Source organism: Streptomyces sp. NBC_00631, assembly GCF_045206895.1.
Lineage (GTDB): Bacteria > Actinomycetota > Actinomycetes > Streptomycetales > Streptomycetaceae > Streptomyces.
In genome coordinates this window covers 6038731-6063565 of record NZ_CP107734.1, presented here as the reverse complement: position 1 = coordinate 6063565, position 24835 = coordinate 6038731, and the positions used below count along the sequence as shown (strand labels likewise).

20 protein-coding genes and 5 pseudogenes are annotated in these 24835 nt (G+C 70.6%); 14 read left to right on the top strand and 11 right to left on the bottom strand.

The features are described from left to right. Nucleotides 1–9: 9 nt before the first annotated feature. Nucleotides 10–1203: a pyridoxal phosphate-dependent aminotransferase gene (locus OHB00_RS27855; protein ID WP_406438606.1), complete on the top strand. Its 1194-nt coding sequence runs from the start codon at nucleotides 10–12 to the stop codon at nucleotides 1201–1203. Between the two features lie 31 nt (nucleotides 1204–1234). Here OHB00_RS27855 and OHB00_RS27850 read toward each other — a convergent pair whose 3' ends face one another. Continuing rightward, the gene (locus OHB00_RS27850) at nucleotides 1235–3271 is read right to left on the bottom strand and encodes a flavin monoamine oxidase family protein (RefSeq protein ID WP_406438604.1); all 2037 of its coding nucleotides are present in this window, start codon (nucleotides 3269–3271) and stop codon (nucleotides 1235–1237) included. A 546-nt stretch (nucleotides 3272–3817) separates the two neighbouring features. After that, complete coding sequence (locus OHB00_RS27845) at nucleotides 3818–4372, bottom strand: Uma2 family endonuclease (RefSeq protein WP_406438602.1); 555 nt, start codon at nucleotides 4370–4372, stop codon at nucleotides 3818–3820. 159 nt (nucleotides 4373–4531) lie between these two features. Between OHB00_RS27845 and OHB00_RS27840 the strand changes: the two are divergent. Further along, nucleotides 4532–4969 (top strand): annotated as a pseudogene (locus tag OHB00_RS27840) (aminotransferase class I/II-fold pyridoxal phosphate-dependent enzyme); the annotation flags it as partial. A 254-nt stretch (nucleotides 4970–5223) separates the two neighbouring features. On the opposite strand, the gene OHB00_RS27835 reads toward OHB00_RS27840, so the two are convergent. Both OHB00_RS27835 and OHB00_RS27830 read right to left on the bottom strand, forming a co-directional pair. After that, a complete protein-coding gene (locus tag OHB00_RS27835) occupies nucleotides 5224–5487 on the bottom strand; it encodes a type II toxin-antitoxin system RelE/ParE family toxin (protein ID WP_406438600.1) in 264 nt (87 codons plus the stop codon). Next, the gene (locus OHB00_RS27830) at nucleotides 5480–5749 is read right to left on the bottom strand and encodes a type II toxin-antitoxin system Phd/YefM family antitoxin (protein ID WP_093544945.1); all 270 of its coding nucleotides are present in this window, start codon (nucleotides 5747–5749) and stop codon (nucleotides 5480–5482) included. Before OHB00_RS27830 ends, OHB00_RS27835 begins: the two co-directional genes overlap by 8 nt. Nucleotides 5750–5839: 90 nt before the next feature. Between OHB00_RS27830 and OHB00_RS27825 the strand changes: the two are divergent. Further along, nucleotides 5840–6277: pseudogene (locus OHB00_RS27825) on the top strand (aminotransferase class I/II-fold pyridoxal phosphate-dependent enzyme); the annotation flags it as partial. Nucleotides 6278–6658: 381 nt separating this feature from the next. On the opposite strand, the gene OHB00_RS27820 reads toward OHB00_RS27825, so the two are convergent. After that, nucleotides 6659–7288 (bottom strand): FG-GAP repeat domain-containing protein, encoded by a 630-nt coding sequence (locus OHB00_RS27820; RefSeq protein WP_406438597.1) that lies wholly within the window; start codon nucleotides 7286–7288, stop codon nucleotides 6659–6661. 159 nt (nucleotides 7289–7447) lie between these two features. Here OHB00_RS27820 and OHB00_RS27815 point away from each other — a divergent pair. From OHB00_RS27815 to OHB00_RS27805, 3 genes and pseudogenes are all read left to right on the top strand, one after another. Then, a pseudogene (locus OHB00_RS27815) lies at nucleotides 7448–7758 on the top strand (aminotransferase class I/II-fold pyridoxal phosphate-dependent enzyme); the annotation flags it as partial. Nucleotides 7759–7970: 212 nt separating this feature from the next. Beyond that, the gene (locus OHB00_RS27810) at nucleotides 7971–9977 is read left to right on the top strand and encodes a hypothetical protein (protein WP_406438595.1); all 2007 of its coding nucleotides are present in this window, start codon (nucleotides 7971–7973) and stop codon (nucleotides 9975–9977) included. 248 nt (nucleotides 9978–10225) lie between these two features. Continuing rightward, on the top strand, nucleotides 10226–11413 hold the full coding sequence (locus tag OHB00_RS27805) for a hypothetical protein (protein ID WP_406438593.1): 1188 nt from the start codon (nucleotides 10226–10228) through the stop codon (nucleotides 11411–11413). 9 nt (nucleotides 11414–11422) lie between these two features. On the opposite strand, the gene OHB00_RS27800 is transcribed toward OHB00_RS27805, so the two are convergent. After that, nucleotides 11423–11953, bottom strand: a complete 531-nt coding sequence (locus tag OHB00_RS27800) for a YbjN domain-containing protein (protein ID WP_133023494.1) — start codon at nucleotides 11951–11953, stop codon at nucleotides 11423–11425. Between the two features lie 102 nt (nucleotides 11954–12055). Further along, a complete protein-coding gene (gene clpB, locus OHB00_RS27795) occupies nucleotides 12056–14689 on the bottom strand; it encodes an ATP-dependent chaperone ClpB (RefSeq protein ID WP_406438591.1) in 2634 nt (877 codons plus the stop codon). 113 nt (nucleotides 14690–14802) lie between these two features. On the opposite strand from clpB, the gene OHB00_RS27790 reads away from it, so the two are divergent. Then, nucleotides 14803–15216 carry a pyridoxamine 5'-phosphate oxidase family protein gene (locus tag OHB00_RS27790; RefSeq protein ID WP_406438589.1) on the top strand — a complete coding sequence of 138 codons (414 nt, stop codon included), beginning with the start codon at nucleotides 14803–14805 and terminating at the stop codon, nucleotides 15214–15216. Between the two features lie 193 nt (nucleotides 15217–15409). On the opposite strand, the gene OHB00_RS27785 is transcribed toward OHB00_RS27790, so the two are convergent. Together OHB00_RS27785 and OHB00_RS27780 are read right to left on the bottom strand one after the other, a co-directional pair. Further along, nucleotides 15410–15706 (bottom strand): (2Fe-2S)-binding protein, encoded by a 297-nt coding sequence (locus OHB00_RS27785; RefSeq protein WP_167449907.1) that lies wholly within the window; start codon nucleotides 15704–15706, stop codon nucleotides 15410–15412. A gap of 40 nt (nucleotides 15707–15746) precedes the next feature. Next, nucleotides 15747–15974 carry a hypothetical protein gene (locus OHB00_RS27780; protein ID WP_406438587.1) on the bottom strand — a complete coding sequence of 76 codons (228 nt, stop codon included), beginning with the start codon at nucleotides 15972–15974 and terminating at the stop codon, nucleotides 15747–15749. A 171-nt stretch (nucleotides 15975–16145) separates the two neighbouring features. Here OHB00_RS27780 and OHB00_RS27775 point away from each other — a divergent pair, with 171 nt between their 5' ends. The 3 genes and pseudogenes from OHB00_RS27775 to OHB00_RS27765 form a co-directional block, all read left to right on the top strand. Next, nucleotides 16146–17111 (top strand): helix-turn-helix transcriptional regulator, encoded by a 966-nt coding sequence (locus tag OHB00_RS27775; RefSeq protein ID WP_406438585.1) that lies wholly within the window; start codon nucleotides 16146–16148, stop codon nucleotides 17109–17111. Further along, the gene (locus tag OHB00_RS27770; RefSeq protein ID WP_406438583.1) at nucleotides 17108–17392 is read left to right on the top strand and encodes a hypothetical protein; all 285 of its coding nucleotides are present in this window, start codon (nucleotides 17108–17110) and stop codon (nucleotides 17390–17392) included. The genes OHB00_RS27775 and OHB00_RS27770 overlap by 4 nt, the downstream gene beginning before the upstream one ends. A 72-nt stretch (nucleotides 17393–17464) precedes the next feature. Next, nucleotides 17465–17671: pseudogene (locus tag OHB00_RS27765) on the top strand (helix-turn-helix domain-containing protein); the annotation flags it as partial. Here OHB00_RS27765 and OHB00_RS27760 read toward each other — a convergent pair. Next, entirely contained in the window at nucleotides 17634–18686 is a 1053-nt protein-coding gene (locus tag OHB00_RS27760; protein ID WP_406438581.1) for a LuxR C-terminal-related transcriptional regulator, read from the bottom strand. The pseudogene OHB00_RS27765 and the gene OHB00_RS27760 sit on opposite strands and share 38 nt — an antisense overlap. A gap of 394 nt (nucleotides 18687–19080) precedes the next feature. Between OHB00_RS27760 and OHB00_RS27755 the strand changes: the two genes are divergently transcribed. Genes OHB00_RS27755 through OHB00_RS27745 form a run of 3 tightly spaced genes read left to right on the top strand, consistent with a single transcriptional unit; the run spans nucleotide 19081 to nucleotide 22401 of the window. Beyond that, a complete protein-coding gene (locus OHB00_RS27755) occupies nucleotides 19081–20628 on the top strand; it encodes a circularly permuted type 2 ATP-grasp protein (RefSeq protein WP_406438579.1) in 1548 nt (515 codons plus the stop codon). Beyond that, entirely contained in the window at nucleotides 20625–21557 is a 933-nt protein-coding gene (locus tag OHB00_RS27750) for an alpha-E domain-containing protein (protein ID WP_406438577.1), read from the top strand. The genes OHB00_RS27755 and OHB00_RS27750 overlap by 4 nt, the downstream gene beginning before the upstream one ends. 1 nt (nucleotide 21558) lies before the next feature. Continuing rightward, nucleotides 21559–22401: a transglutaminase N-terminal domain-containing protein gene (locus tag OHB00_RS27745; protein ID WP_406438575.1), complete on the top strand. Its 843-nt coding sequence runs from the start codon at nucleotides 21559–21561 to the stop codon at nucleotides 22399–22401. Nucleotides 22402–22656: 255 nt separating this feature from the next. Here OHB00_RS27745 and OHB00_RS27740 read toward each other — a convergent pair whose 3' ends face one another. Next, complete coding sequence (locus tag OHB00_RS27740) at nucleotides 22657–23763, bottom strand: sugar ABC transporter substrate-binding protein (protein WP_406438573.1); 1107 nt, start codon at nucleotides 23761–23763, stop codon at nucleotides 22657–22659. A gap of 294 nt (nucleotides 23764–24057) precedes the next feature. Between OHB00_RS27740 and OHB00_RS27735 the strand changes: the two are divergent. Continuing rightward, nucleotides 24058–24786: pseudogene (locus tag OHB00_RS27735) on the top strand (PA14 domain-containing protein); the annotation flags it as partial. Nucleotides 24787–24835: the final 49 nt, after the last annotated feature.

Sequence of the window (24835 nt, the reverse complement as noted above, 5' to 3'; positions counted from 1 at the left end):
GGGCGCAGGATGGCCGGCATGACCTCCAGCGAACGCCCGCTCCTGAACCGTCGGCTGGCCGAGTTCGGGACCACGATCTTCGCCGAGATGTCCGCCCTGGCGCTGCGCACCGGCTCCATCAACCTGGGGCAGGGCTTCCCGGACACCGACGGCCCCGAGGAGGTCAGGGAGGCGGCCGTGCGGGCGCTGCGCGAGGGACGCGGCAACCAGTACCCGCCGGGGCCGGGCGTGCCCGAGCTGCGCGACGCGATCGCCGCACATCAGCAGCGCCGGTACGGGCTGTCGTACGACCCGGACGCCGAGGTCCTGGTCACGGCGGGCGCGACGGAGGCGATCGCCGCCGCCCTGCTCGCCCTCCTGGAGCCCGGTGACGAGGTCGTCGCGCTGGAGCCGTACTACGACTCCTACGCGGCCTGCATCGCCATGGCCGGCGGCACCCGGGTCCCGGTCACCCTGCGCCCCGACGCCGGTGCCTTCCGCCTCGACCTCGACGAACTGCGTGCCGCCGTCACCCCGCGCACCCGGCTCCTCCTCGTCAACACCCCGCACAACCCGACCGGCACGGTCCTCACCCGCGCCGAGCTGACCGCGATCGCGGAACTGGCGGTGGAGCGGGACCTGCTGGTGGTGACGGACGAGGTGTACGAGCACCTGGTCTACGACGGGGCGGAACACGTGCCCCTCGCGACCCTGCCCGGCATGCGCGAGCGCACGGTCACCATCGGCTCGGCCGGCAAGACCTTCTCCTTCACCGGCTGGAAGGTCGGCTGGATCACCGCGGCGCCGGGACTGGTCTCGGCGGTCCGCTCGGCGAAGCAGTTCCTGACGTACGTGGCCTCCGGGCCCTTCCAGTACGCGGTCGCGGAGGCGCTGCGCCTGCCGGACAGCTACTTCGAGGAGTTCCGCGCCGATATGCGGGGCAAGAGGGAGCTGCTCGCGGACGGGCTGGAGCGGGCGGGCTTCAAGGTGTTCCGGCCGGCCGGCACCTACTTCATCACCACCGACATCCGCCCCCTCGGCGAGAGCGACGGCTTCGCCTTCTGCCGCGCCCTCCCCGAACGGGCGGGTGTCGTCGCCATCCCGAACGCGGTCTTCTACGACCACCGCGACGAGGGTGCCCCCTTCGTACGGTTCGCGTTCTGCAAACGCGCCGAGGTGCTGGCGGACGCGACGGAACGGCTCCACAAGGCATTCGCGCGCTGACCACCGCCATAGAGGGCCGGTCGTCTTCGGCCTAGGCCAGGTGCACCTCCAGTGCCGCCCGTACACCGGACTCGACGGCCCCCTCGATCCACGACGGCTTGACCGAGGTGTGGTCCCCGGCGAAGTGCAGCGAGCCCTCGGGGGCACGGATGTGCCCGAGGAGTTCGGTGTGCTGGCCGGGGAGCAGAACGGACGCCTCACCGTACGCGTACGGATCGCGCAGCCAGCTCTGGGTGCGGCCTGCACCGGTGTAGAAGACCTCCACCCGCTGTCCGTAAACCTGTTGCAGGCCGCGCAGGGCGTACGGGTAACGGGCCTCGTCGTCGAAGGAGTCCCAGCGGGAGGCGTCGTCAGCCCAGCAGTAGGAGGCCAGGACGACGCCTCCCTTGCTGCCGGGGACAGGATGCGACGGGTTGATCATGAAACGGTTCGAGTTGTCGGAGACAGATCCGCCGCCGATGATGTGAGCAGCCTCGGGCTGGTCGCGGCCGAACCAGCGGTTGGCGGCGTAGTGCGCGCGTTGTGCCGGGCTGACGTGGCCGCGCGGCACCGAGGGGTGCGCCCCGAGCAGGCTGCCGTCGGCGGGCGCCTTGCCGCGCAGATAGTCGTCGTACAACCCAGGCCGTACGCCGTCGAGTTCGCGTTTCCAGTCGGCCTCGGTGAACTCCCACCAGCGGCGGCTGAACTCCAGCAAAACCTTGGTCGCGCTGTCGTAGTGCAGCTCGGCGACGGCACGGCGCTTGCCGTAGGCCATCAGCGGGCTGATCTGCACCTGTCGCAGCCCGGAGAACGGCACGGTGACGATCGCCAGGTCACCGGTGAACTGCTCGCGCACCACCTTGCCGTCGCGGCCCTCCGACACGGTGTCGATCCACACGTGCGCACCGTCCCGGCGCACGTGCGAGGTGTCGTCGGCACCGGCGTGCTGCCGGTCGGCGTCCCAGTACTCGATGTGGGTGGCGCGCCGGTCGGGGCGCAGCACGTCGGACACCTGCCGCAGCAGCGCGTCCGGGAGTGTCGCCGTGCCGCCGACCAGCTCCCAGAAGGCGGTGCCCGGGCTGATCAGGGACTGGCTGATGAAGCTGTGGATGAAGGACAGCGGCAGCCGCGAGGTCAGGTTCTCCAGGGTGCCGACCAAATCGATGGTGCGCTCGTCGAAACCGGCCTGTTCGGTCAGGAACCGGTACATGGACCAGTCGCCGTAGCGTTGGACGACCCGTGCCCAGCCCCGCACCCGCTCCGGCATGGGTTTGTCGACGCGCTTGCCGTCCGGCCCGACCATGCTGAACTCGTCGCGTACGGGGTCGAGGGCATCGCCGAGGATCTTGGAGGAGGGTGTGTCCCAGTACTTGCGGGGTACTCCGAAGGACTGGTTGACGCGGCGGGGGGATCGGGAGTAATCGGAGCGGCGTACGCGGATGCCGTTGACGTGCAGCCATGCGTGGTTGACGGGTTTGCCGGATCCGTCGACGTCGATGAGGTGGAACGGGCGTTTCTCGAGACCGAGTTGCTCGATGAGATGCATGACCAACGCGTGGCTGCCGGGGATGCGCATGGCGCCGGCCTCCGCGTACTGCCGCGGATCCGCGAACGGCTGCGCGGCGTGCTCGTGACCACCGGTACGGAAGGTCTTGATACGTCCGCCGACCCGGTTGCCGTTGGCCTCCAGCAGCGTCACGTGATGTCCTGCGCGCTTGAGCAGCCAGGCGGCGACGAGGCCGGCCGGACCGGCGCCCACGACCAGCACCTTCTTGGCGGCCTTGGTCCGGGTGCGGGGCAGCCCGGAACCGAGAATCTTCTCGTACGTCGGTACGAGGGGCCTGTCGTGGGCATCGACGACCAGCAGCGCGCGGGCGACGGAAAGACAGGTGTCCCAGTCGGCGGTGGAGCGGGACGGACAGGGGGGCTGCCCCGGTACTGCGGGAGCGGCAGGGGCGGCCGGTGCCGCGGTGGCCAGGTCGGCGGTGCCCGATCCGAGGACGGTGACGCCGACGGCTGTGCCGGCGGCGACCGTGAACCCCCGCCGGGACAACGGCGGTTGGCTGGCGGTGGTGCGGAGTTCATCCATACGTCCTGGATAGGGGCCGCCAGAGTGCCGTGGACAAGAGATGATCATTGCTCACCCGAACGGGCGAGCGCGGGGGCTCGACTCCACACCCGTAGCGCAAGCGCGCGGAACAGCTGCTTCCGCGCGCGCCCTCACGCGTCCGGCGGCCGAAGGCCCACGGTTCGCGCCGCGCGCTGTCCCATGCTGCCTGCTGCCTGCTGCCTGCTGCCTGCTGCCTGCTGCCTGCTGCCTGCTGCCTGCTGCCTGCTGCCTGCTGCCGAACGAGTCCGGGCCGTCCGTCGGTCAAGCGCGTCCCCCGACAGTCCACGGCGCCCCCGTGGCCCGCGGAACTATGAGGAGCGCACCGTTCGGATGGTCCTCGGGTTCCGTGAGCAGAACGGGACGAGAACGGATTCGGCCGCGCGGGTCGCCGAGCGGCTCGCTGGTGGGTGGACGCCCCCTGCCCGACCGGGTGCGGCAGGCCGCGATCCACGGCCGCCGCCGATCAAGCCCGACCACGCCCGGCAATGGGGGTGCCGACGGCACGGCCGCACCGGGAGCCGCTCGTCAGCGGGCGTCCGCCTCGGGTTCCGGGCGCGGGAGTTCGTCGAGGTCGAGGGTGAAGGTCCGGCCGTCGGCCAGGGGGATGGGGAGCTTGCCCGTGCCGTACTTGTGGGTGTGCGCGGCGATGTAACCGGTGCCGGTCGGCTGGGTGTGGAGGACGACTTCCTGGGCGTAGGGGTCCACGACCAGGTAGATCGGGATGCCGTAGCGGCCGTACTTCGCGGTGCAGTCGTCGTAGTCCTTGCGCGCGGAGGTGGTCGAGACGACCTCGGAGATCAGCAGGACGTCCTCGAAGCTGTAGCGCTTGCCTTCCTTGCGTGCGTCCTCGCGCAGGATCGCCAGACCGGGGGCGGAGTTCTCGTCGGCGGGGAAGTCGATGTAGACATCTGAGGTGACCTTCGCGTGACGGCCGAGGGCGAGAGCGGAGTCGATCTGCATCGACCTGATGGTGCTGGAGTGCTCTTCGCTCCGCGGGGTCATGATCACCTTTCCGTCGGCCCCGAACAGGACCGTGTACCCCTTGGGGAACTCGGTGTGCACGATCGCGTCGACGCTCATGGACGGCTCCTTCCCGTGTGTGGTCAGGATACGGCGGACAGTGCCGCGTCACCGAGCGCGTCGGTACGGCCGGCAGACCGGTCCGGACAGGTTGTACGGCCCGGTCACCGCCGGTGCCGGGCCTGTCGCACGACATGGGAATAGGCAAGCCAACGAGGAGTCGCCTGGATCACGGCGGCGCCCGGTCTGGTCTCGGCGGTCCGCTCGGCGAAGCAGTTCCTGACGTACGTCTCCTCCGGCCCGTTCCAGTACGCGGTCGCCGAGGCCCTGGCCCTGCCCGACAGCTACTTCGACGCGTTCCGCGCGGACATGCTGGCCAAGCGCGACCTGCTGGCGGCGGGGCTCACGGACGCGGGCTTCGCGGTCTTCCGCCCGGCCGGCACGTACTTCGTCACCACCGACATCCGCCCCCTCGGCGAGAGCGACGGCTTCGCCTTCTGCCGCTCGCTGCCGGAGCGCGCGGGCGTGGTCGCCATCCCGAACGCCGTCTTCTACGACCACCGCGAGGCGGGCGCGCCCTTCGTACGGTTCGCGTTCTGCAAGCAGACGGCGGTGCTGGAGGAGGCCGTCTCGCGGCTCAAGTCGCTGGCCGCGTAACAGCCGTACGGTCTGGGCTCCTCCGCAGACCTCACCCCCGCTTCGGAGGAGTCACGTGCCAGCAGACACCATCGCGGCGCATGGCCACGACGCCAAGCGCTCCGGCGACACGAAACCGCGCATCGCCCCTCCCGTGGCACGGTCTCCACTCTCACTCCGGTCGGCCTGGCGCCTGCGTCCTCTGCGGTGCGGGCGCCAGGTCCGCTCCGCCTCCTGGATCGGTGCTGAACATGCTGACCCGATGTCAGGAGTGCTCAGGCGTCGTAGACGGTGGAGCGATGCCCGACGTGGACGACCCACACCACCAGCTCGCCGTTGTCGATGGTGTAGATCACACGGTAGTCGCCCACCCGTAGGCGGCGCCGGTCTGGCTGAGAGACGAGGGCCGTCGTGTTGAACCCCATCGGGTCGCTCTCCAGCTCAGTCAGCTTGGCCAGAATGCGGAGGGCCATGTCTCGCGGGACCTTGCGGAGTTCGGCCTGAGCCTCGGCCCGGAAGACGGTGCGGTACTCACTCACTGCGCGCCAGCGTCTCCCTCATGATGTCCTCGATCGGGATGCCGGGTGCCGGGTTGGTCATGCGCTCGTCGATGATCCGGTTGATCTCGCGCTCTTCCCACTCCTGGTATTTGCGCAGCACCTCGATGGACACCACGGCGGCGACCTGCTTGCCGCGCCGGGTGATGACGGTAGGTACATCATCCCGGTCGGCCCGCTCAACGACCTCGGCCAGATGTGCCCGGACATCGCGGATGGACTCTATGGGCAGCGGCTGTGTCATGCGCCCAAGGGTACCGAGTGTCTCGTGTGTACACAACGGCGCGCGGTGCGGATCTGTGAGCCCGCATGCGAATGAGTATGTGAACGGGGAGTGGCCTGGGTGACGTCGACGCCGGAGCTGGTCACGGCGGTGCGGTCGGCGAAGCAGTTCCTGACGTACGTGGCCTCGGGCCCCTTCCAGTACGCGGTCGCGGAGGCCCTCGCGCTCCCCGACTCGTACTTCGAGGCGTTCCGCCGGGACATGCAGACCAAGCGGGACATCCTCGCGGCGGGCCTGACGGAGGCGGGCTTCGAGGTCTACGACACCGCCGGCACGTACTTCATCACCACCGACATCCGCCCCCTCGGGGAGACCGACGGCTTCGCCTTCTGCCGTTCCCTGCCGGAGCGCTGCGGGGTGGTCGCGATCCCCAACGCGGTCTTCTACGACCACCGCGAGCAGGGTGCGCCCTTCGTACGGTTCGCCTTCTGCAAGCGCACGGGGGTGCTGGAGGAGGCCGCCACCCGGCTCAAGACGCTGGCCGGCTGACAGCCGACAGCCGTACCAGCAAGGGTCCCGGCCCGACTGGCGGCACAGCGCGTAGATGACGCAGGTCATAGAGGGGCGCGGTGGATGGACCAGCGCGACTGCTGACGCGGAGCTGCACGACCGGCGGGAGCGACTGCCCGGTCGACCGACCTCGCCGGCCTCCCTCGGCGGGGCCTGCCGCGCGGCACGCGAGCGGGTGCGTGAACACGGTGCGGGCCGGGTCACGGCCAACGGCCCGCTCGGCTCCCTCGTCCCGACGGCGGAGCAGCACCTGACGTACGTCGGCGTCGGCCTCCGCCGCAGGTGCGACCTGCTCGGCAAAGGCCTGCGGGCAGCCGGGTTCGAGGTCGACCAGCTCCGTGGCGCGTTTTTCGTCACCACTCAGAAGATCCCCTTGTACCCCCGCCACCCGGTGGCGACCTTCGTGCGGGCGCCGAAAGTCCCCTTGCCGTTGCCGTTGTTGCGCCACAGGTTGCCGGAGGTGTCGCGGGACAGGAGGTCGGCCTTGCCGTCGCCGGTGAGGTCGCCGACGCCGATGACGGTGTTGTACGAGCCGCCCCAGGCGGAGAACAGCTTCACGCGTGCGGAGAAGGTGCCCTTGCCCGTGCCGAGACAGCGGTACAGGTTGTTGGACTTGTCCTGGGCGACCAGGTCGCCGATGCCGTCGCCGGTGAGGTCGCCGACGCCCGCGATCTTCTTGTACGTCTTCCAGTCGGCGTAGAGCTTCACTCTCGCGGAGAGCTTTCCGGTGCTCGTCCCCTTGTAGAGGTAGACCGCGCCGGTGGCGGAGTTGCGGGCGATGAGGTCGGGACGGCCGTCGCCGCTGATGTCGCCGGGCGAGGTCAGGACGTCGTACTGGTTCCAGCCCTTGCCCAGCGAGGTGTGGGGGGTGTTGGTGAGGAACGCCTGACCGAGCATGGTCCGGTACACCCGCAGTTCGCCGCTGCTGAACCGGACGAGGATGTCGTTGCGCCGGTCGCCGTCGAGGTCGCCGAACGGGACGAGCTTCACGGATGTGGGCCAGCCAGAGGCGGACATGGCCTGCGGTCCCGATCCATCCGCACGGTGCTTTCAGTCGTGCGGCGGAGAGCGGCGGACTTCTCAGCCCGCGCCTCGGCCGGCGACAGCTGACCCTGGTGGGCCCGGTGCGCCACGTGTGAATGGGTGTACGGACGAGGCGTGGCCTGGGTGACGTCGACGCCGGAGCTGGTCACGGCGGTGCGGTCGGCGAAGCAGTTCCTGACGTACGTGGCCTCGGGCCCCTTCCAGTACGCGGTCGCGGAGGCCCTCGCGCTCCCGGACACGTTACTTCGACAGCCCCCGCGCCGGCCTCCGCCGCAAGCGCGAGCTGCTAGGCGACGGCCTGCGGGCGGGCCGGGTTCGAGGTCTACCAGCCGCAGGGCACGTACTTCATCACCACCGACCTCACCCCTCTCGGCGAGAAGGACGCCTGCGCCTTCTGCCGAGCGCTCCCCGAACAAGGACGACGTCCTCCAGGAGACAGCCGACCGCTTGCGGCGCCTGGCGTGACGTCGGCGCGGCTCTTGACACACGGTCGGGGTCCATCCAAGATCTTCAGGCTGCTGCCCACCGGCCACCCACTCCCGCCCTTGACCGGGCTCCGAGCGGAGGCAGCGCGCGGACCGCACCAGGCGCCCTCCGCCGAGCCAGGGGCAGGCGCAGGAGGAGAGTCGTGGGTATATCCCGATCTGTCAGGTCGCTCACCGTTGCGGCGAGCGCCGCCGTGCTGTGCGCCGTCGCGCCCGCGCCGACCGCTGTGGCGGACGACACCGGTGCCGTGATCACGTTCGACGGCGTTTCCTCGGACGCCGGAGGGGACGGCACGGTCAGCGCCGGACAGACGATCACCGGCACGACGGATGTCACGTTCACCGTGCAGGGGGACCCGGACGACGAGCCGACCGAGGCCGTCGTCAGCATCACCGGCAGCGGCGAGTACCAGGGCACCGGTACCGTCAAGCAGACCATCGCGCTGAACCCGGGTGACTGCCTGCCCTCCTGCACCCTGCACGCGACCCTGGACACCGCCGCCACCCGGCAGTTCGGAGGCGCCACGAACGGGGTGGCCGCGCCACTGGTGAACGACGGCGCGAACACCATCCACGTCGACGTGGACAGCCCCCGCCCGCGGACCGTCATGGCCGACACCGCCGTCACCGTCGACAACGGTCGGCCGGTCGTCACCCTGCCCGATCTGCCCGGCCCCGACGCATGGACCTCCCACGAGCCCGTGGGCCTGTCCGCGGACGACGAGTTGTCGCTGCGTGCCACCGCGACCGGCGACGACGGCGTGTCGCGCGTGCGGTACTTCAGCTCCGGTAGCGCCTGGCCCGCCCCCGTCGACCTGACCACCCCGGAAAGCGGCGCGACCTGGACCGCCACGCTGGACACGAGCGCGGTCCCGGCCGGCCTGTACTCCGGAGGCGTCTACGTCGTGGCGTACGACAAGGACGGCCGCGCGGGTTCCCCGGTCCGGGCCGACACCCTGGTCGACCACGGCTTCACCATCACGCCGAAGCTCGACACCGTCATCCGCCCGGACCAGACGACGGCGAGCGTCACCTACGCCTACCCGTCGGCGCTCAACAAGGCGTTCCCGGCCAACCTCAACTACGCCTACCCGGTCAGCACCACCGTGTCGCTCGACGGCACGGCACAGGCGACGACACCGGTCAACGCCTCCACCTACGAGGGAAACACCGAGGGCTTCCTCGCCGGCCTCGGCAAGCTCACCTACGGCAGCCACACGCTGACGTTCGACACGGTCGACAACCGCGGTGCCCACGGCCGGGTGGCCCTGCCGGTCCGGGTGGTGTCCGAGGTCACGCCGACCTGGACGGACGGCTTCCAGGACTTTCCCGTGGCGGGCAGCAGCCGGACGTACGCCGCCACGACATCGGCCGCCGACGGCGTCAGCCGGGCCGAGCACTGGACCCTGGACGTCGACGGCACGACGTTCGCCACCGGCAGCTACCCCGCGCAGCCCTCCGGCACCTGGAAGGCCACGACCACCGGGGTGCACTACGTCACGCTGACCGTCGTCTCCCAGTACGGCGACACCACCGTCAGCACCGTGCCGATGCGCGTCCTGGCCGCCACGACCACCCAGCTGACCGGCCCGGCCGGCAGCGCCTACGGCAGCAGGGCGACCTTCACCGCCACCGTGGCCCAGACCGGCGCCAAGCCCGCGGCAGGCGCCAAGGTCGGTTTCCAGTACAAGCGGGCGGGGAGCACCACCTGGAAGACCCAGGCGACGGTCACCGCGGACAGCACCGGCAAGGCCTCGTACACAGCGACGGCCAAGTACAACGGCACCTGGCGCGCCGTCACGGCGGCCAAGAACCTGACCTGGGCGTCCTCGACCAGCAAGACCCTGACGTCGCACGTCAAGGCCGTACTCACGGTCAGCAAGCCGGCCGCCACGGCGGTCCACGGCAAGCCCGTGTCCTTCACCGCGCTCAGCTCCCCCTACGTCAAGGGGACCGCACTGCGCTTCCAGGCCCGGCAGAAGGACGGCACCTGGCTGACCCTCACCAGTGCCGGGCTCTCCACCGGCGGCAGCGCCACTGCGAAGATCACCTTCTCGCGTGCGGGGACGTGGACGCTACGGGTCTACCGCCCGGGTACCACCGATCTGACGGGTACGTACTCCTCGTCCTGGACGGTCAAGGTCAGCTGATCCGGGGGCCGTCGTCTCAGCGCCTGTCGTAGGTCCGGGCGGTGAGGAATCCCGCAGGCGGTGGGTTGTTCGGGGCGACCCGGGCTGCGGGTGCGTGGGGGGCTGGTCGCGCCCACGCGGTGGAGCCGCATGTCGATTACAGCCCGGCGCCCCCAAGAGGGCGCAGCAGCTCGCGCTTCTCAAGGGGCGACTCCCCCATCGGCCGCACATTTCTCGCACCGGCCCCGATCCCCCGGCAGTGTGCGAATGTGAGCCACGTCAGCACCACCGCCACCGCCCTCGCCCCGTCCGTCGCACCGCAGCCCGGTACCCGGCTGTCCGTCGTCACCGCCGGCGGGGTCGCCGTGGGGCTGTTCGCGGCGGCGCGGCTCACCGGCATGGCCGTGCTGGCGCTGGCGGCCCGGGCGGCCGGCCGGCATCCCCTGAGCCTGCTGGGGAGGTCGTGGGACGCGGCCTGGTACCTGGGGATCGCGGCGCACGGCTACGGCCGGACCCTGTACTTCCGCGCCGACATCATCCACAGCGACCTGGCGTTCTTCCCGCTCTATCCGGCGCTGATCCGGACCCTGACGGCCGTGACCCCGCTCAGCGGGGCGGGCGCCGGGCTGCTGGTGTCCTGGGCCGCGGCAGCCGTCGCCGCGGCCGGTGTCTACGCGGTGGGCGCCCGGCTGCACGGGCGGGCGGTGGGCACCGCCCTGGTGCTGCTGTGGGGGCTGCTCCCGCACTCCGTGGTGCTGTCCATGGCGTACACGGAACCGGTTCTGACCGCCCTCGCCGCCTGGTCGCTGTACGCGGTCCTGGCCGGGAACTGGCTGTGGGCGGGCTCCCTCGCCGCCCTGGCCGGGCTCTCCCGGCCGAACGGCTTCGCGGTCGCGGCGGCCGTGCTGCTGGCCGCGGCCCGTGAGCTGTACCGCGCCCGCGGCCGGGTTACCCACAGGCTGTGGACGGGCGCGGCGCTGGCCCCGCTCGGCTGGACCGGGTACGTCGTGTGGGTCGGCCGCCGCACCGGCGACGCGCTGGGCGGCTACTTCGGCGTACAGCGGCTGTGGGGCTCGCGCTTCGACTTCGGCCGGGGGTCGCTGGCCTTCGTCCGCACACTGCTCCTGCGCGGCGACCGCTTCGTCTTCCCGATGGCGCTGGTGATCGTGGCGGCGGCGGTCGTCCTCTTCGCCCTGCTGGCCCTGGACCGGGCCCCGCTCCCACTGCTCGCCTACACCGCCGTGCTCCTGCTGATCGCCGTCGGCGGCTCGGGCTTCTTCGAGTCCAAGCCGCGGTTCCTGCTCCCGGCCTTCCCCCTGCTCCTCCCGCTGGCCCGGGCGCTGGTCCGCACGGCGAGAGCCCGGCCCTGGCACGCGACGGTGGTGGTCACGGCCCTGGCCGGGCTCTCGTTCGGCTACGGCACGTACCTGGTCCTGTACGCGCGCACACCGCTGTAGGTCTGCTGCTTACTCGTCGCCGTCTTCGGGCTTGTCGGCCTCGTTGACGGCCTCCTCCAGGCCGAGCTGCTCGACCAGCCACTTGTCGAACTCGATCGCGGCCCGCACCCAGCTGACCGTGGACGAGACGAAGTGGTTGATGTCGACACCCGTGCCGATCAGCATCTGGGCCTCACCGATGAGACGGACGGTGCCGTCGTCGTGGGTGTGGGTGTAGACCTTGGGCCACAGGGTCCGCCGGTTCCAGTCGTCGATGGACTCAAGCAGCTGCGGCTTCTCGTCGATCTTGTGGGGGCGGTCGTAGAACGTCCGCACCGAGAAGACGGCCTGCTCGTCCTCGCCGCGGAACATGAAGTACGTACGGAACTGCTCCCACGGCGCCGCGAGGTCGCCCTCGTCGTCGACGACGTACTTGAGCTCCATCTGGTCGAGGAGCTGCTTCACAAGATCCTGATCCGGGACGACGGGGCCCGCCGGTCCTTGGGGCTGCGGCTCGGGCTGGCCCCCGAAGTTCGGAATCGAGGACGGGTCGATGGTCACCGTGTTTTTCCCTTCATGCGGATCCCGCCATCCTCCCCCATCCGGGGAGGGGGGTGGCAACCCCCGCCCCGGCGGGTTCGTCTCCCGTTGGCGGAATTCCGCTCAGAGCGTTTTTCCGGGCTCCTGACCGGCGTTTTCCACGGCCTCCTCCGCCGTCGCCGGTCCCACGATCAGCCCCTCCCCGAAGGCGTCCACGCGGACCGTGTCGCCGTCCTTGATCTCGCCGGAGAGGATCTCCCTGGCGAGGCGGTCACCGATGGCGGTCTGGACCAGGCGGCGCAGCGGGCGGGCGCCGTAGGCCGGGTCGTTGCCCTCCTCGGCGAGCCAGGCCAGGGCCTCGGGGGTGATCTCCAGGGCGAGGCGGCGGTCGGCGAGGCGCTTCGCCAGCCGGTCGATCTGGAGGCGGGCGATCCGGGCCAGTTCGTCCTTGGCCAGGGCCGAGAAGACCACCAGGTCGTCCAGACGGTTCAGGAACTCCGGTTTGAAGGAATGCCGGACCGCCTCCATGACCTGCCGCTTCTTCTCCTCCTCGCCGAGGACCGGGTCGACCAGGTACTGGCTGCCCAGGTTCGAGGTGAGGACCAGGATGGTGTTGCGGAAGTCGACGGTGCGGCCCTGGCCGTCGGTGAGGCGGCCGTCGTCCAGCACCTGGAGGAGGATGTCGAAGACCTCGGGGTGGGCCTTCTCCACCTCGTCGAGGAGGACCACGGTGTAGGGCCTGCGGCGGACGGCTTCGGTGAGCTGGCCGCCCTCCTCGTAGCCGACGTAGCCGGGCGGGGCGCCGACCAGCCGGGCCACGCTGTGCTTCTCGCTGTACTCCGACATGTCGATGCGGACCATCGCCCGCTCGTCGTCGAAGAGGAAGTCGGCGAGGGCCTTCGCGAGCTCCGTCTTGCCGACGCCCGTCGGGCCGAGGAAGAGGAAGGAGCCGGTGGGGCGGTCCGGGTCGGCGATGCCCGCGCGGGAGCGGCGGACGGCGTCGGAGACCGCGCGTACGGCCTCGGTCTGGCCGATCAGACGGCGGCCCAGCTCGTCCTCCATGCGGAGCAGCTTCTGGGTCTCGCCCTCCAGCAGGCGCCCGGCCGGGATTCCGGTCCAGGCGGCCACGACGTCGGCGATGTCGTCGGAGCCGACCTCGTCCTTGACCATGGTGTCCCGGGCCGTCTCCTCCTCGGCCTCGGACGCGGCCTCCAGCTCCTTCTCCAGCTGCGGGATCTCGCCGTAGAGCAGCTTGGAGGCGGTGTCGAAGTCGCCGTCGCGCTGGGCGCGTTCGGCGGTGCCGCGGAGTTCGTCGAGCTTCTCCTTCAGCTCGCCCACCCGGTTCAGGGACTGCTTCTCGCGCTCCCAGCGGGCGTTGAGGCCGCGCAGGTCCTCCTCCTTGTCGGCGAGGTCGCGGCGCAGCTTCTCCAGGCGCTCCCGGGAGGCCGGGTCGGTCTCCTTCTCCAGCGCGAGCTCCTCCATCTTCAACCGGTCGACGGAGCGCTGGAGTTCGTCGATCTCGACGGGGGAGGAGTCGATCTCCATGCGGAGCCGGGAGGCCGCCTCGTCGACGAGGTCGATGGCCTTGTCGGGCAGGAAGCGGGAGGTGATGTAGCGGTCGGAGAGGGTCGCGGAGGCGACCAGCGCGGCGTCCGCGATCTGGACCTTGTGGTGCGCCTCGTAACGGCCCTTCAGTCCACGGAGGATGGCGATGGTGTCCTCGACCGTGGGTTCCGCCACCAGTACCTGCTGGAAGCGGCGCTCCAACGCCGGGTCCTTCTCGATGCGTTCGCGGTACTCGTCGAGGGTGGTGGCGCCGACCATGCGCAGTTCGCCGCGCGCGAGCATCGGCTTGAGCATGTTGCCGGCGTCCATCGCGGAGTCGCCGCCGGCGCCCGCGCCGACGACGGTGTGCAGCTCGTCGATGAAGGTGATGATCTGCCCGTCGGAGTCCTTGATCTCGGCGAGGACGGTCTTCAGCCGCTCCTCGAACTCACCCCGGTACTTGGCCCCGGCGACCATGGCCCCCAGGTCCAGCGAGACCAGCCGCTTCTCCTTCAGCGACTCGGGGACGTCCCCCTTCACGATCCGCTGCGCGAGCCCCTCGACGACGGCGGTCTTGCCGACGCCGGGCTCACCGATGAGGACGGGGTTGTTCTTCGTGCGGCGGGAGAGCACCTGCACGACCCGCCGGATCTCCTGGTCCCGCCCGATGACCGGGTCGAGCTTCCCGTCTCGCGCGGCGGCCGTGAAGTCGGTGCCGAACTTCTCCAGCGCCTTGTACTGCCCCTCGGGGTCGGCGGTGGTCACCCGGCGTCCGCCGCGCGCCTTCTGGAAGGCCTCGGCCAGCTTCTTCGCGGTGGCGCCCTGCCGGTCGAGCACCTCGCCGGCCGCGCCGCCCTTCGCGGCGATGCCGATGAGCAGGTGCTCGGTGGAGAGGTAGTCGTCGCCGAGGTCCTTGGCGCGTTCGCCGGCGTCGGCGATGACCGCGAGCAGGTCGCGGTTGGGCTGCGGGGGCGCGACCGTGGAACCGGTCACGCTGGGCAGCGCGGCCAGCGCGCGCTCGGCGCCCTGGCGTACGGCGGCCTGGTCGGCGTCGACCGCCGAGAGCAGGTCGGTGATGTTCTCGTTGTCCTGGCCCGCCAGCAGAGCCAGCAGCAGGTGGGCAGGGGTGAGGTCCGCGTGCCCCTCGGTCACGGCCCGGTTGCTGGCCGCGTTGATCGCGTCCCGGCTCCTGTTGGTCAGCTCGGCGTCCACGTTCGCGTTCTCCTCCTCGGCGTCGTACGGCTGACTCAGCCAACGTACACAAAGTTGAGTCTATTCCACTCAAGGTGCGATCGGGAGTCCTTCCGGGGACTACCTTCCGAGCCATGAGTACGTACCGCGTGAACCCTGCCGCACCGGACGAGGCATATCTGCGCTTCTGGCAGGAACGGCACTTGTGCACCCTCACCACCCTGCGCCCCGACGGCAGCCCGCACGTCGTCCCGGTGGGGGTGACCTATGACCCGGAGGCGGGACTGGCCCGGGTGATCACGAACAGGTCGAGCGCGAAGGTGTCCCACGTGCTGGCCGCGGGGCCGGACGGGGCACGGGTGGCGGTGTGCCAGGTGGCCGGCCGGCGGTGGGCGACGCTGGAGGGGCGGGCGCGGGTCCGGACCGACCCGGAGAGGGTGACGGAGGCGGAGCGGCGGTACGCCGAGCGGTACGGCCGGACGCCCGGGGTGAACCCGTCCCGGGTGGTCGTCGAGATCACGGTGGAGCGGGCGCTGGGGCGGGGGTGACGGGCGAGGGCGCGGGACCCGGGTGGCCGACCCGTTCCGGCGGCTGGTTTCAGCCACCGTGGGGTATGGCCGAAACCGATCGATACAGCGAAATGTCCCCCCAAAACTGCAGCGGCGTCACCGTGTTCAGGTCACGGTGACGCCGCTGCGGGGGGAAGCACCTGAGCGATCTTTTTACGACGGGGGAATCGCGTCAGGCACTGCGGGGGGTGGCCGAGATGGTCCTCACGTCCGGGACGTCCGGCTCAGCCAGCCGGTGGTCCCGTTGGTCCAGGTTCACAAAGATCATTCCGTACCGGATCGCACACCGCACGGGCTGCGGCGCACCCCGGGGCTTGCGCAGGCACCGGTACGCCCGTACGTCCTCGTCCTCGTCCCGCGTGACGACGACCGGCTCACCGAAGACGGTCACCATCAACGAGTCACCACTGTGGGGGATGGCGGTGACCAGGTCGATGAAGTGCCAGCCGGAGCGATAGGCGGTGGCCATTTCACGGCGGAAGGATCGGTCGTCGGGTGGGGTGGTCACTTCAGCTCCCGGCTCCATCGGTCGAGACAAGCCCATCGGTGGTGCTGCTGTCAGCTGTGTCCGTCGCCACCACGCTCGGCCAGCCGGTGTTGATGGCCTCTACGGTGTTGGGCCAGCCCGTGTTGGCTTGGACATCACCCTTCGCGTCGGACAGGCCGCCCAACACGCCGCCAAGCGCTACGACGGAGAAGGCGGCCACCAGCACCGAGCGAAGCATTTTCTTGCGCATGTTCGGCTTCGTCCTCACTTGAAGGTCCCCTCTTCCCCCGTTCGGATAAGACGATGGCTCATTCGGGCACGTCATGGCCACACGATCGGTGCATCATGTTCCTGCATGTTCAGGACCCTGGGGGGTGGAGATTCAGTGGCAAATAGGGCGAAAGCGACACATCCCCATGCTATGGCGGATCTGTGCGAGGAAGGCAGCCGTCTGTATGCCGCCGCGCTGCGTGCGGGACGCGTCGCCCGCACGGATGTCGCGGACGCGCCCTGTCTGATGGAGTTCGCTCTGCTCCAGCCGGATCCGGGCGACCCGAACTGGCTGCTGCCGGTCCCCCCGGCACTCGCCCTGGTCCACCGGCTCGGCCCGATCGAGCGCGAGATCACGGAGCGCCGCCGGCTGTCCACGCAACTCGCCTCCGCCTTCGAGCCTTTCATGGCACTGGGCGTCCCCACCATGACGAACAGCGACTCGGTCACCGTCCTGGAGGGCAGCGAGCGGATCAACGCCGCGCTCAATCTCGCCACCGAGCAGTGCCAGACCGAGGTGCTCACGATCCAGCCGAGCGACCGCCTCTCCGACCAGAGCATGCAGCGGGCCCTGGAACGGGACCGGCCGCTGAACGAACGGGGTGTCCGGATCCGGACCCTGTACCAGCACACCGCACGCTACAGCCCGGAGAAGCTGGCGTACGCCGCCCATCTCGCCGACGGCAAGGCGGAGTACCGCACCATCGACGAACTCGTGGAGCGGCTCATCATCTGCGACGAGACGGTCGCCTTCATCCCGATCCGCGACGACCAGCAGGTCGCCCTGGAACTGCGCCAGCCGGGCCTGGTGCGCTACCTCATCAGGGTCTTCGAGTTCATGTGGAACCGCTCGGTCCCGCTGAGCACGGGCGGGCACTACGAGGTCGCGTCGCACGGGATCACCGAGATCCAGCACTCCATCGCGAAGCTGCTCGTCGAGGGCCATGTGGACGAGGCCATCGCGCGCCGGCTGGGCATGAACGTCCGCACCTGCCGAGCGCACATCGCCAAACTGGCGCAGGTGCTCGGCAGCGGCAGCCGCGCACAACTCGGCTACCTGATCGCCCAGTCCGGGATCCTGGACCAGACGCTTCCCGAGGAGAGCGGCGCCCCGTGACCTCCGCCCCGCACACCGAGCACGGCGCCGAGGACCTGTGCCCCGCGGGGACGAGACTCCACGAAAGTGCCCTCCGGGAGGGCCACATGGCCGCCCCGGACGCCACCGACGCCCCCTGTCTCACCGGCCTGGGACCGCTGCGCCCGGCGCCGGACGACGCCGCCCGGCTGGAGCCCGTCGCCCCGGTCGTCGCCCCGCACGGCTGCTGTCCGGGCCGCGGGCGCGCATCGCCGGCGAATGGCGGCGCACCGAACAGCTGGTCGAACCCCTCGCGCCGCTGACCCGGGCCGAACGCCGGCCCGACGCGACGACGGCCCCCCTGACCCGCGGCTGCTCAGCGGCACCCGCCGGATCAACCAGGCATCACTCCCCGCCGGCGGGCCATCGCCGCCCTCCTCGTCGAAGGCCACACCGACGCCGTCATCGCCGACCGCCTCGGCATGAACATCCGCACCGCCCGCGACCACATCGCCAAGCTCGCCACCACCCTCGGCAGCGAGAGCCGGGCCCAGCTCGGCTACCTCATCGGACGCTCGGGGATCCTTGATCAGGAAGGCTGATCGCGGCCCGGGCCGCGCTCGTGCCGCCCGGTGGGCCGTCCAGGCCCACCTGCGCTATCCGCACGCCCAGTTGGGTACGGCTGGCCGCGCCGAGGGTCTCGGAGAGGCGGGCGATGTGGGCGCGGCAGGTGCGGACGCTGATGCCGAGGCGTTCGGCGATCACCGCGTCCTGGTGGCCCTCCGCCAGGAGCGCCGCGATGGACTGCTCGCGGTGCGAGATGCCCTCGATGCCGGTGTCGGGGAGCGGGGCGGTGAGCGGGATCGCGAGGCGCCACAGGCGCTCGAAGACCGTGACGAAGTACTCGACGAGCGCGGGGTGGCGCAGCTCCAGGGCCATCGTGCGGTCCGCGTTCGCGGGGATGAACGCCACCGTGCGGTCGAAGAGGATGAGGCGGTCGATGACCTCGTCGAGCGTGCGGGCCTCGACCGCGTCGCCCATCAGCTCCAGGTAGTTGAGCAGGCCCTGGCCGTGCCGCGCGACATGCGTGTACAGGTCGCGCATCCGCACGCCCCGGCCGCGCAGGGCGACGGCCCGGTGCAGCCCCTCGGTCAGCTCCGACTCGCGGCGGATACCGCCCGGCTGCACGGTCAGCACCTCCTGCGTGCACGCCTGGGTCGCCTCGTCCATGGCCGCCTGGATCCGTGACAGCCCGTCGAGCACCCTGATGGCCGCCGTGCCCTCCGCGGCGGCCGACACGGCCTGTACCTGGCTTCCCAGACCGGCATACCACTCGAACGCCGCGACCGCCGACCCCACCCGTCGCTGACTGCCCGTCACCTCGTCGTACACGCCGCGCAGCAGCCGGGTCATGACCTCCTGCGGGGCGGTCGGCACCAGCCAGTCCATGTCATCGGGGTCGGGGTGGAGCAGCGCCAGTTCCAGCAGGCAGGGCACCGCGTCGGCGTCCGTGCGCGGCACCCGGCCCCGGCGCACGGCCCGGGAGTACACGCGGTCCCCGACGGCGCAGAGCCGGTCGGCACCGTGTGGATGCTCCTCCGTCCCGTGCCCGGCCATCGCCCATTCCACCCCCGATTTGCTGCCTCTTCCGCAGCGCAACTATGAGCGGTCCGGACCGGGTCCGCAACACGGCTCCCCTCCCACCGGGCGTCGTAATGCACCGGTACGACCGCGTATCGTCAGGCCTCCGCAGCCCCCGTTGCAACAAGATGACGGTGGCGGCGGGAGGGCACCGGGAGCATCGTTGGAGTCGCTTCCCACGGGTGTTCGCCGGACACCCGAAAGGGCCCCGGACCGGCACCCCCGTACGGGCCGGGGCCCCGGGGAACGCGTCCGCGGGGGAGGCGCGTTGCCGGGAGGGCCGCTCGCGGGCACGTGACGCGGCGGACCAGGCGAATCCCCGAAATCCGCCGGTGATCGCCGCGTTACGTACCCGCTCTAACGTCCCTGCATGGCGGACATATTCGACGCGTACGCGCTGGCCGACGCGTGGGACGAGATGTTTGTGCGGCCGGGTGAGGTCAGGACCGCCTATGAGCCGGTACTGGCGGCGCTCCAGCCGATCGAACCGAGTGAACTGCGGTTCCGGGCCGACCAGATGGCCCGGGCCTTCACCGACCGAGGGGTGACCTACGCCTTCGCGGGCGAGGAACGGCCCTGGCCACTGGACCTGGTGCCGAGAATCCTCGACGCCCTGGAATGGGATCTCATACGAAGAGGCGTGGCCCAGCGGGTCCGGGCCCTGGAGGCCTATCTGGCCGACGCCTACGGACCCGCGCGGGCCTTCGAGGACGGCGTGGTGCCCTGGCGGCTGCTGCTGGGCTCGCCGCACTTCCACCGGGCGGCGCACGCGGTGGAGCCGCCCGGTGGGGTGCGCATCCATGTGGCCGGAATCGACCTGGTCCGGGACGAGGCCGGCGCGTTCCGGGTGCTTGAGGACAACGTGCGGGTGCCGAGCGGGGTGTCGTACGTCATCGAGAACCGGCGGGCGATGACCCGGGTCTTCCCCTCGCTCTTCACCGAGCAGCATGTGCTCCCGGTGGACGGGTACGCGGGGCGGCTCCTCGCCGCCCTGCGCGCCGCAGCGCCCGGCGGTGCGGCGAGCGATCCCCGGGTCGTCGTCCTCACCCCCGGGCCCAGCAACGCGGCCTACTTCGAACACGCCCTGCTCGCCCGCCTGATGGGCGTGCAGCTGGTGGAGGGGCACGACCTGGTCTGCCGGAGCAACCGGGTGTGGATGCGGACGACGCGCGGCGAGGTGCCCGTGCACGTGGTGTACCGGCGCCTCGACGACGACTTCCTCGATCCGCTGCACTTCCGGCCCGACTCGGTGATCGGCTGCCCCGGCATCCTGGGCGCCGCCATGGCCGGGAACGTCACACTCGCGAACGCCGTGGGGAACGGCATCGCCGACGACAAACTCCTCTACACCTACGTCCCGGACCTGATCCGCTACTACCTCGGCGAGGAGCCGGTCCTCCCCAATGTCGAGTCCTACCGCCCTGATGAGCCGGGTCAGTTGGCGGCGGTCCTCGACCAGCTGGACCAGCTGGTGGTGAAGCCCGTCGACGGGGCCGGCGGGCAGGGCATCGTGATCGGCCCGAAGGCCGACAAGAAGACTCTGGAACGCACTCGCAAAGCCGTCGCCGCCGACCCGCGCGGCTTCATCGCCCAGCGTCCGGTCGCCCTCTCCACCTCCCCCACCCTCTCGGGTGAACGGATGGCACCGCGCCACATTGACCTGCGGCCGTTCGCCGTGAACGACGGCGACGACATCTGGGTACTGCCCGGCGGCCTCACCCGGGTCGCCCTCCAGGAGGGCAACCTGATCGTCAACTCCAGCCAGGGCGGCGGCTCCAAGGACACCTGGGTGCTCGCCGAGGGCCCCGCCGAGCGCACCGTGCCGGCCGGCACGGGCGCCATCCCCGCGATCGTCCCGCGCCGCCTCGGCCCCGACGGGACCCGTGCCGTGGTACCGGAAGGAGCGCAACAGCAGTGAACGACGTGATCCTCTCCCGTATCGCCGAGTCGCTGACCTGGACCGGGCGGTACGTCGAACGGGCGGACGCCACCGGCCGGATCCTCGACGCCTATCTGCACCGGCTGCTGGAGGACCCCTGGCGCGACGAGGACGTGGCCTGCCGGTCGCTGTACGCGATCCTCGGTGTGGACGCCGGCGCGGAACAGGTGGACATGCAGCAGGTGCTGGACCAGCTCGCCTTCGACGCCCGCTCCACGTGCTCCATCGAGGGCGCGCTGGGTGCCGCCCGGCTGAACGCGCGCAGCGCCCGCGAGGCCGTCTCCTCGGAGATGTGGGAGTGCCTCAACTCCACCTGGCACGCCCTCGGCGACCAGCGGCGCGCGGCCCGCCGCACCGGCCCCTACGCCTACCTGGAGCTGGTCCGCAGCCGGGCCGCGCTCTTCTTCGGGCTGGCCGACTCCACCATGAGCCGGGACGACAGCTGGCGGTTCGTCGTCCTCGGGCGGAGCCTGGAGCGGGTGGACATGACCGTACGACTGCTCTCCGTGCGCGTGCTGGACGCGGCGCACGCGCCGGACTGGCCGACGCTGCTCAGCGCGAGCGGCGCCGACGAGGCGTACGCGCGGGTGCACAGCGGGTTCGGGGACACCCCGCGAGTGGCCGAGTTCCTGCTGCTGGACCGGGACTTCCCGCGTTCGGCGCTGCACGCGCTGACCACGGCCGAGGAGTGCCTGGCCGCGCTCGGCCGGCCCCGCCAGGATCCGGCCCGCTCCCCCGTCGGCCGGGCCCGTACCCGCCTCGAATACCTGGAAACCGCCGCTCTGGAGGAGCAGCTGCCCGTCCTGCTGCGGGACCTCCAGCAGGCCTGCGTGGCGTCCGCCGACGCGGTGGCGGAGCGGTTCTTCCCGTACCAGGGGCCCGTTCAGTGGGCCCAGGAAGGAGCCTGAGATGGCTCGTCGCCTCCGCATCCGGCACACCACCCGGGTCTCCTACGCACAGCCCGCGGCCTCCTCGCACAACGAGGTCCGGATGACCCCGCTGACCCTGCCGGGGCAGACCACGCTGGACGCGCGGGTCACGGTGCAGCCGGCCACCGCCGTCTGGTCGTACTGGGACTACTGGGGCACCCAGGTCACCGGCTTCGACCTGCTGGAGCCGCACGAGGATCTGACGATCACCGCGTCCAGCCTGGTGGAGACGGCGGCGCCGGGGCCGCTGCCGGCCGCGCCGGGGTGGCCGGAGCTGGCCGAACGGGCGGCGGGGTCACGGCTGCTGGAGTTCGTGACGCCGACGGGACGTACGTCGGTGCCGGGGAAGCTGGTGAAGAAGGCGCGGGGCGCGGCGGCGGGGCTGGGGCCGCACGAGGCCGCGGTGGCCGTCTCCGGGATGGTCGCCGACCGGGTGGCGTACCTTCCGGGGACGACCGGGGTGAACACGTCCCCCGCTCAGGCGTGGGCGCAGCGGGCAGGCGTCTGCCAGGACATCACCCATCTCACGATCGCCCTGCTGCGGGGGCTGGGGCTGCCGGCCCGGTACGTCTCCGGGTACCTGCACCCGGAGCGGGAGGCCGAGCTGAACCGGCCGGTGGCCGGGGAGAGCCACGCGTGGATCGAGTACTGGGCCGGGGAGTGGTGCGGGTACGACCCGACGAACCGGGTGCGGGCCGGGGAGGACCACGTGGTGGTGGGCCGGGGCCGGGACTACGACGACGTCACGCCGCACAAGGGGATCTACCGGGGGGTTCCGGGCGGAGCTCCGGAGGTGACCGTGGAGTTCACGAGGGTCGCGTAGTCACGTCGACCGCGGGCCGGTGGGGGCTGGTCGCGCAGTCGCCTGCGGGCCGGTGGGGGCTGGTCGCGCAGTTCCCCGCGCCCCTTACGGGGCGCTGTAGCCGGCGCCCCTTTCCAGCCGCGGACAGTCGTGCCGCTGGGGGTCCCCCCTTCTGGGGGAGGCACCCTGCGAGCGCCGGTAAGTGAGACCCCGCCCTTTGGGCGCGAGTACAGCAGCCCCGTTCCCCGTCTGGGGAACGGGGGCTGTCGGCAGGGCCTACTTGAGGCCGGCCTCCGCGCAGGCCGTCTTGTAGGCGGCGGTGCAGATCTGGGAGACCTTGTAGATGCCGTCCGCGACGACGGTGTCCTTGATCTTGCTCTTGGTGACGGCGTTGACCTGCACCAGCTGGGACGGGATGTCCTTGGTGGTCGGGCTGTCGACGGTGTCCTGGGTGAGGGCGTCGAACTGGATGTCCTTGCCCTGCACCTTGTAGACGGCCATCTCGGCGGCGGCGGTGGCCTCGTCGGGGTACGGCTTGTAGACGGTCATGTACTGCTCGCCGCTGAGGATCCGCTGGATGGCGTCGAGGTCCGCGTCCTGGCCGGTGATCGGCGGCATGCTGGTGACGCCCGCCGCCTTGAGGGCCTTGACGACGCCGCCCGCCATGGCGTCGTTGGCGGAGTAGACGGCGGCGATGTTGTCCCTGCCGATCTTGTTGATCGCCGTGGTGACCTCCTTCTGGGCCATCACCGGGTCCCAGTCCTTGGTGTCGTACGAGTCCGCGATCGTCACCTTGCCGGTCAGCTCGGACACGGCGCCCGTCTTGAACTGCTTGGCGTTGGGGTCGGTCGGCGAGCCGTTGACCATGACGACCTTGTCGGAGGTGTCGACGTTGCTGCCGAGGCCCTCAAGGAGGGTACGGGCCTGGACCTCGCCGACCAGCTCGTTGTCGAAGGAGACGTAGGCGTCGATGGGACCCTCGGCGAGGCGGTCGTAGGCGATGACCGGGATGCCGGCGTCCTTGGCCTTCTTCACCGTGTCGGCGATGGCGTGCGAGTCGACCGAGTCCAGGATGATCACGTCGACCTTGTCGTCGATCATCTTCTGCATCTGCTTCGTCTGCGTGGGGGCGGACGACGCGGCGTTCTGGTAGTCGACCTGGCCCTGCTTGTTCGTGAGCTCGGCGATCTTCGACTTCATGATCGGGTAGTCGAAGTTGGTGTACCGGGTGTTGATCTTGTCCGGCATCAGCACACCCACCGTGATGTCGTTGCCCTTGGTCGGAGTCGCGGTGGTCGACGATCCCGTCGCGTTGAGCACGCCGCAGCCGGCGAGCGAGAGGGTCATCGTGGACGCGGCCACGGACATGGCTATACGACGCATACGGGGGCTCACTTCAGGTGCGTTCCGAACGTGGGGCTGTATTGCGGCCCAGATGTCTGAAAAGCCAACGCGTACGCCACACCCGGCGTCAAGCGGAACTACTTAACGAGTGCGCAACACCACGCTCCGCTGCCCCTGTGAAGGGCTGGCGGAACCCCCTCCAAACACTCTTTACGGACCCTCCATCCAAAGGGAGTTCACGAGAAGGCAAAGATCGGTACAACCACGTCGTTTCCTCACGAGTCGTGATCGACGACAGCCGCCCCCGGCGCGGCCATACGACCAGGGGATCGAATGAACTCAGCCAGAGGCACCGCGGCCGTCGCCGTGGTGTTCGCCACGACCGGCACCCTGCTCGGCGGCGCCGCCGTGACCGCCTCGGCCGCCACGACCTGCGCCTCCCCCGTCCACAAGCGGGAGTTGTTCGCGAACACCACGTTCAAGGGCACCCCGAAGAAGACGGCGTGCGACACCCTGGTCGACGAGAGCTGGACCGGCGCCCCCGCCTCCGGACTGCCCAAGGACAACTTCGGCGTCCGCTGGACCGTCACCCGCGACTTCGGCTCCGGCGGCCCCTTCGCCCTCGCCGCGTCCGGCGTCGACGGGATCCGCGTATACGTCGACGGCGTCAGGATCGACCCGTGGAAGAACACCGCCAAGTCGGTGAGCAAGACCGTCAACGTGACCGCCCCCAAGGGCAGGCACACCCTCCGCGTCGACTACGCCGACTTCACCGGCGCCGCCAGGGTCAAGTTCACGTACGCCCCGAGGACTTCGGCCGCCGTCGACAAGGTCAAGCCGCTCACCCCGCTGGATCCGCTGGTGTCCTACGACAGCGACGCCAACACGACGAGGCTGAGCTGGACGAAGGCGGGGACGACGACGGCGACGTCCCTGACCGACGCCCCGCCCGCGACCGGTGCCCTCTACTACTACGAGATCCGCGCCTACGACAAGGCCGGCAACGAGTCGACCGGCACCGCCGACGCCCTGGTCACCAGCACCGTGCTGCAGACACCCGCCCGGTTCGCCGCGTCCGCCACCGACACCGGCGCCGAGCTGAGCTGGTCGG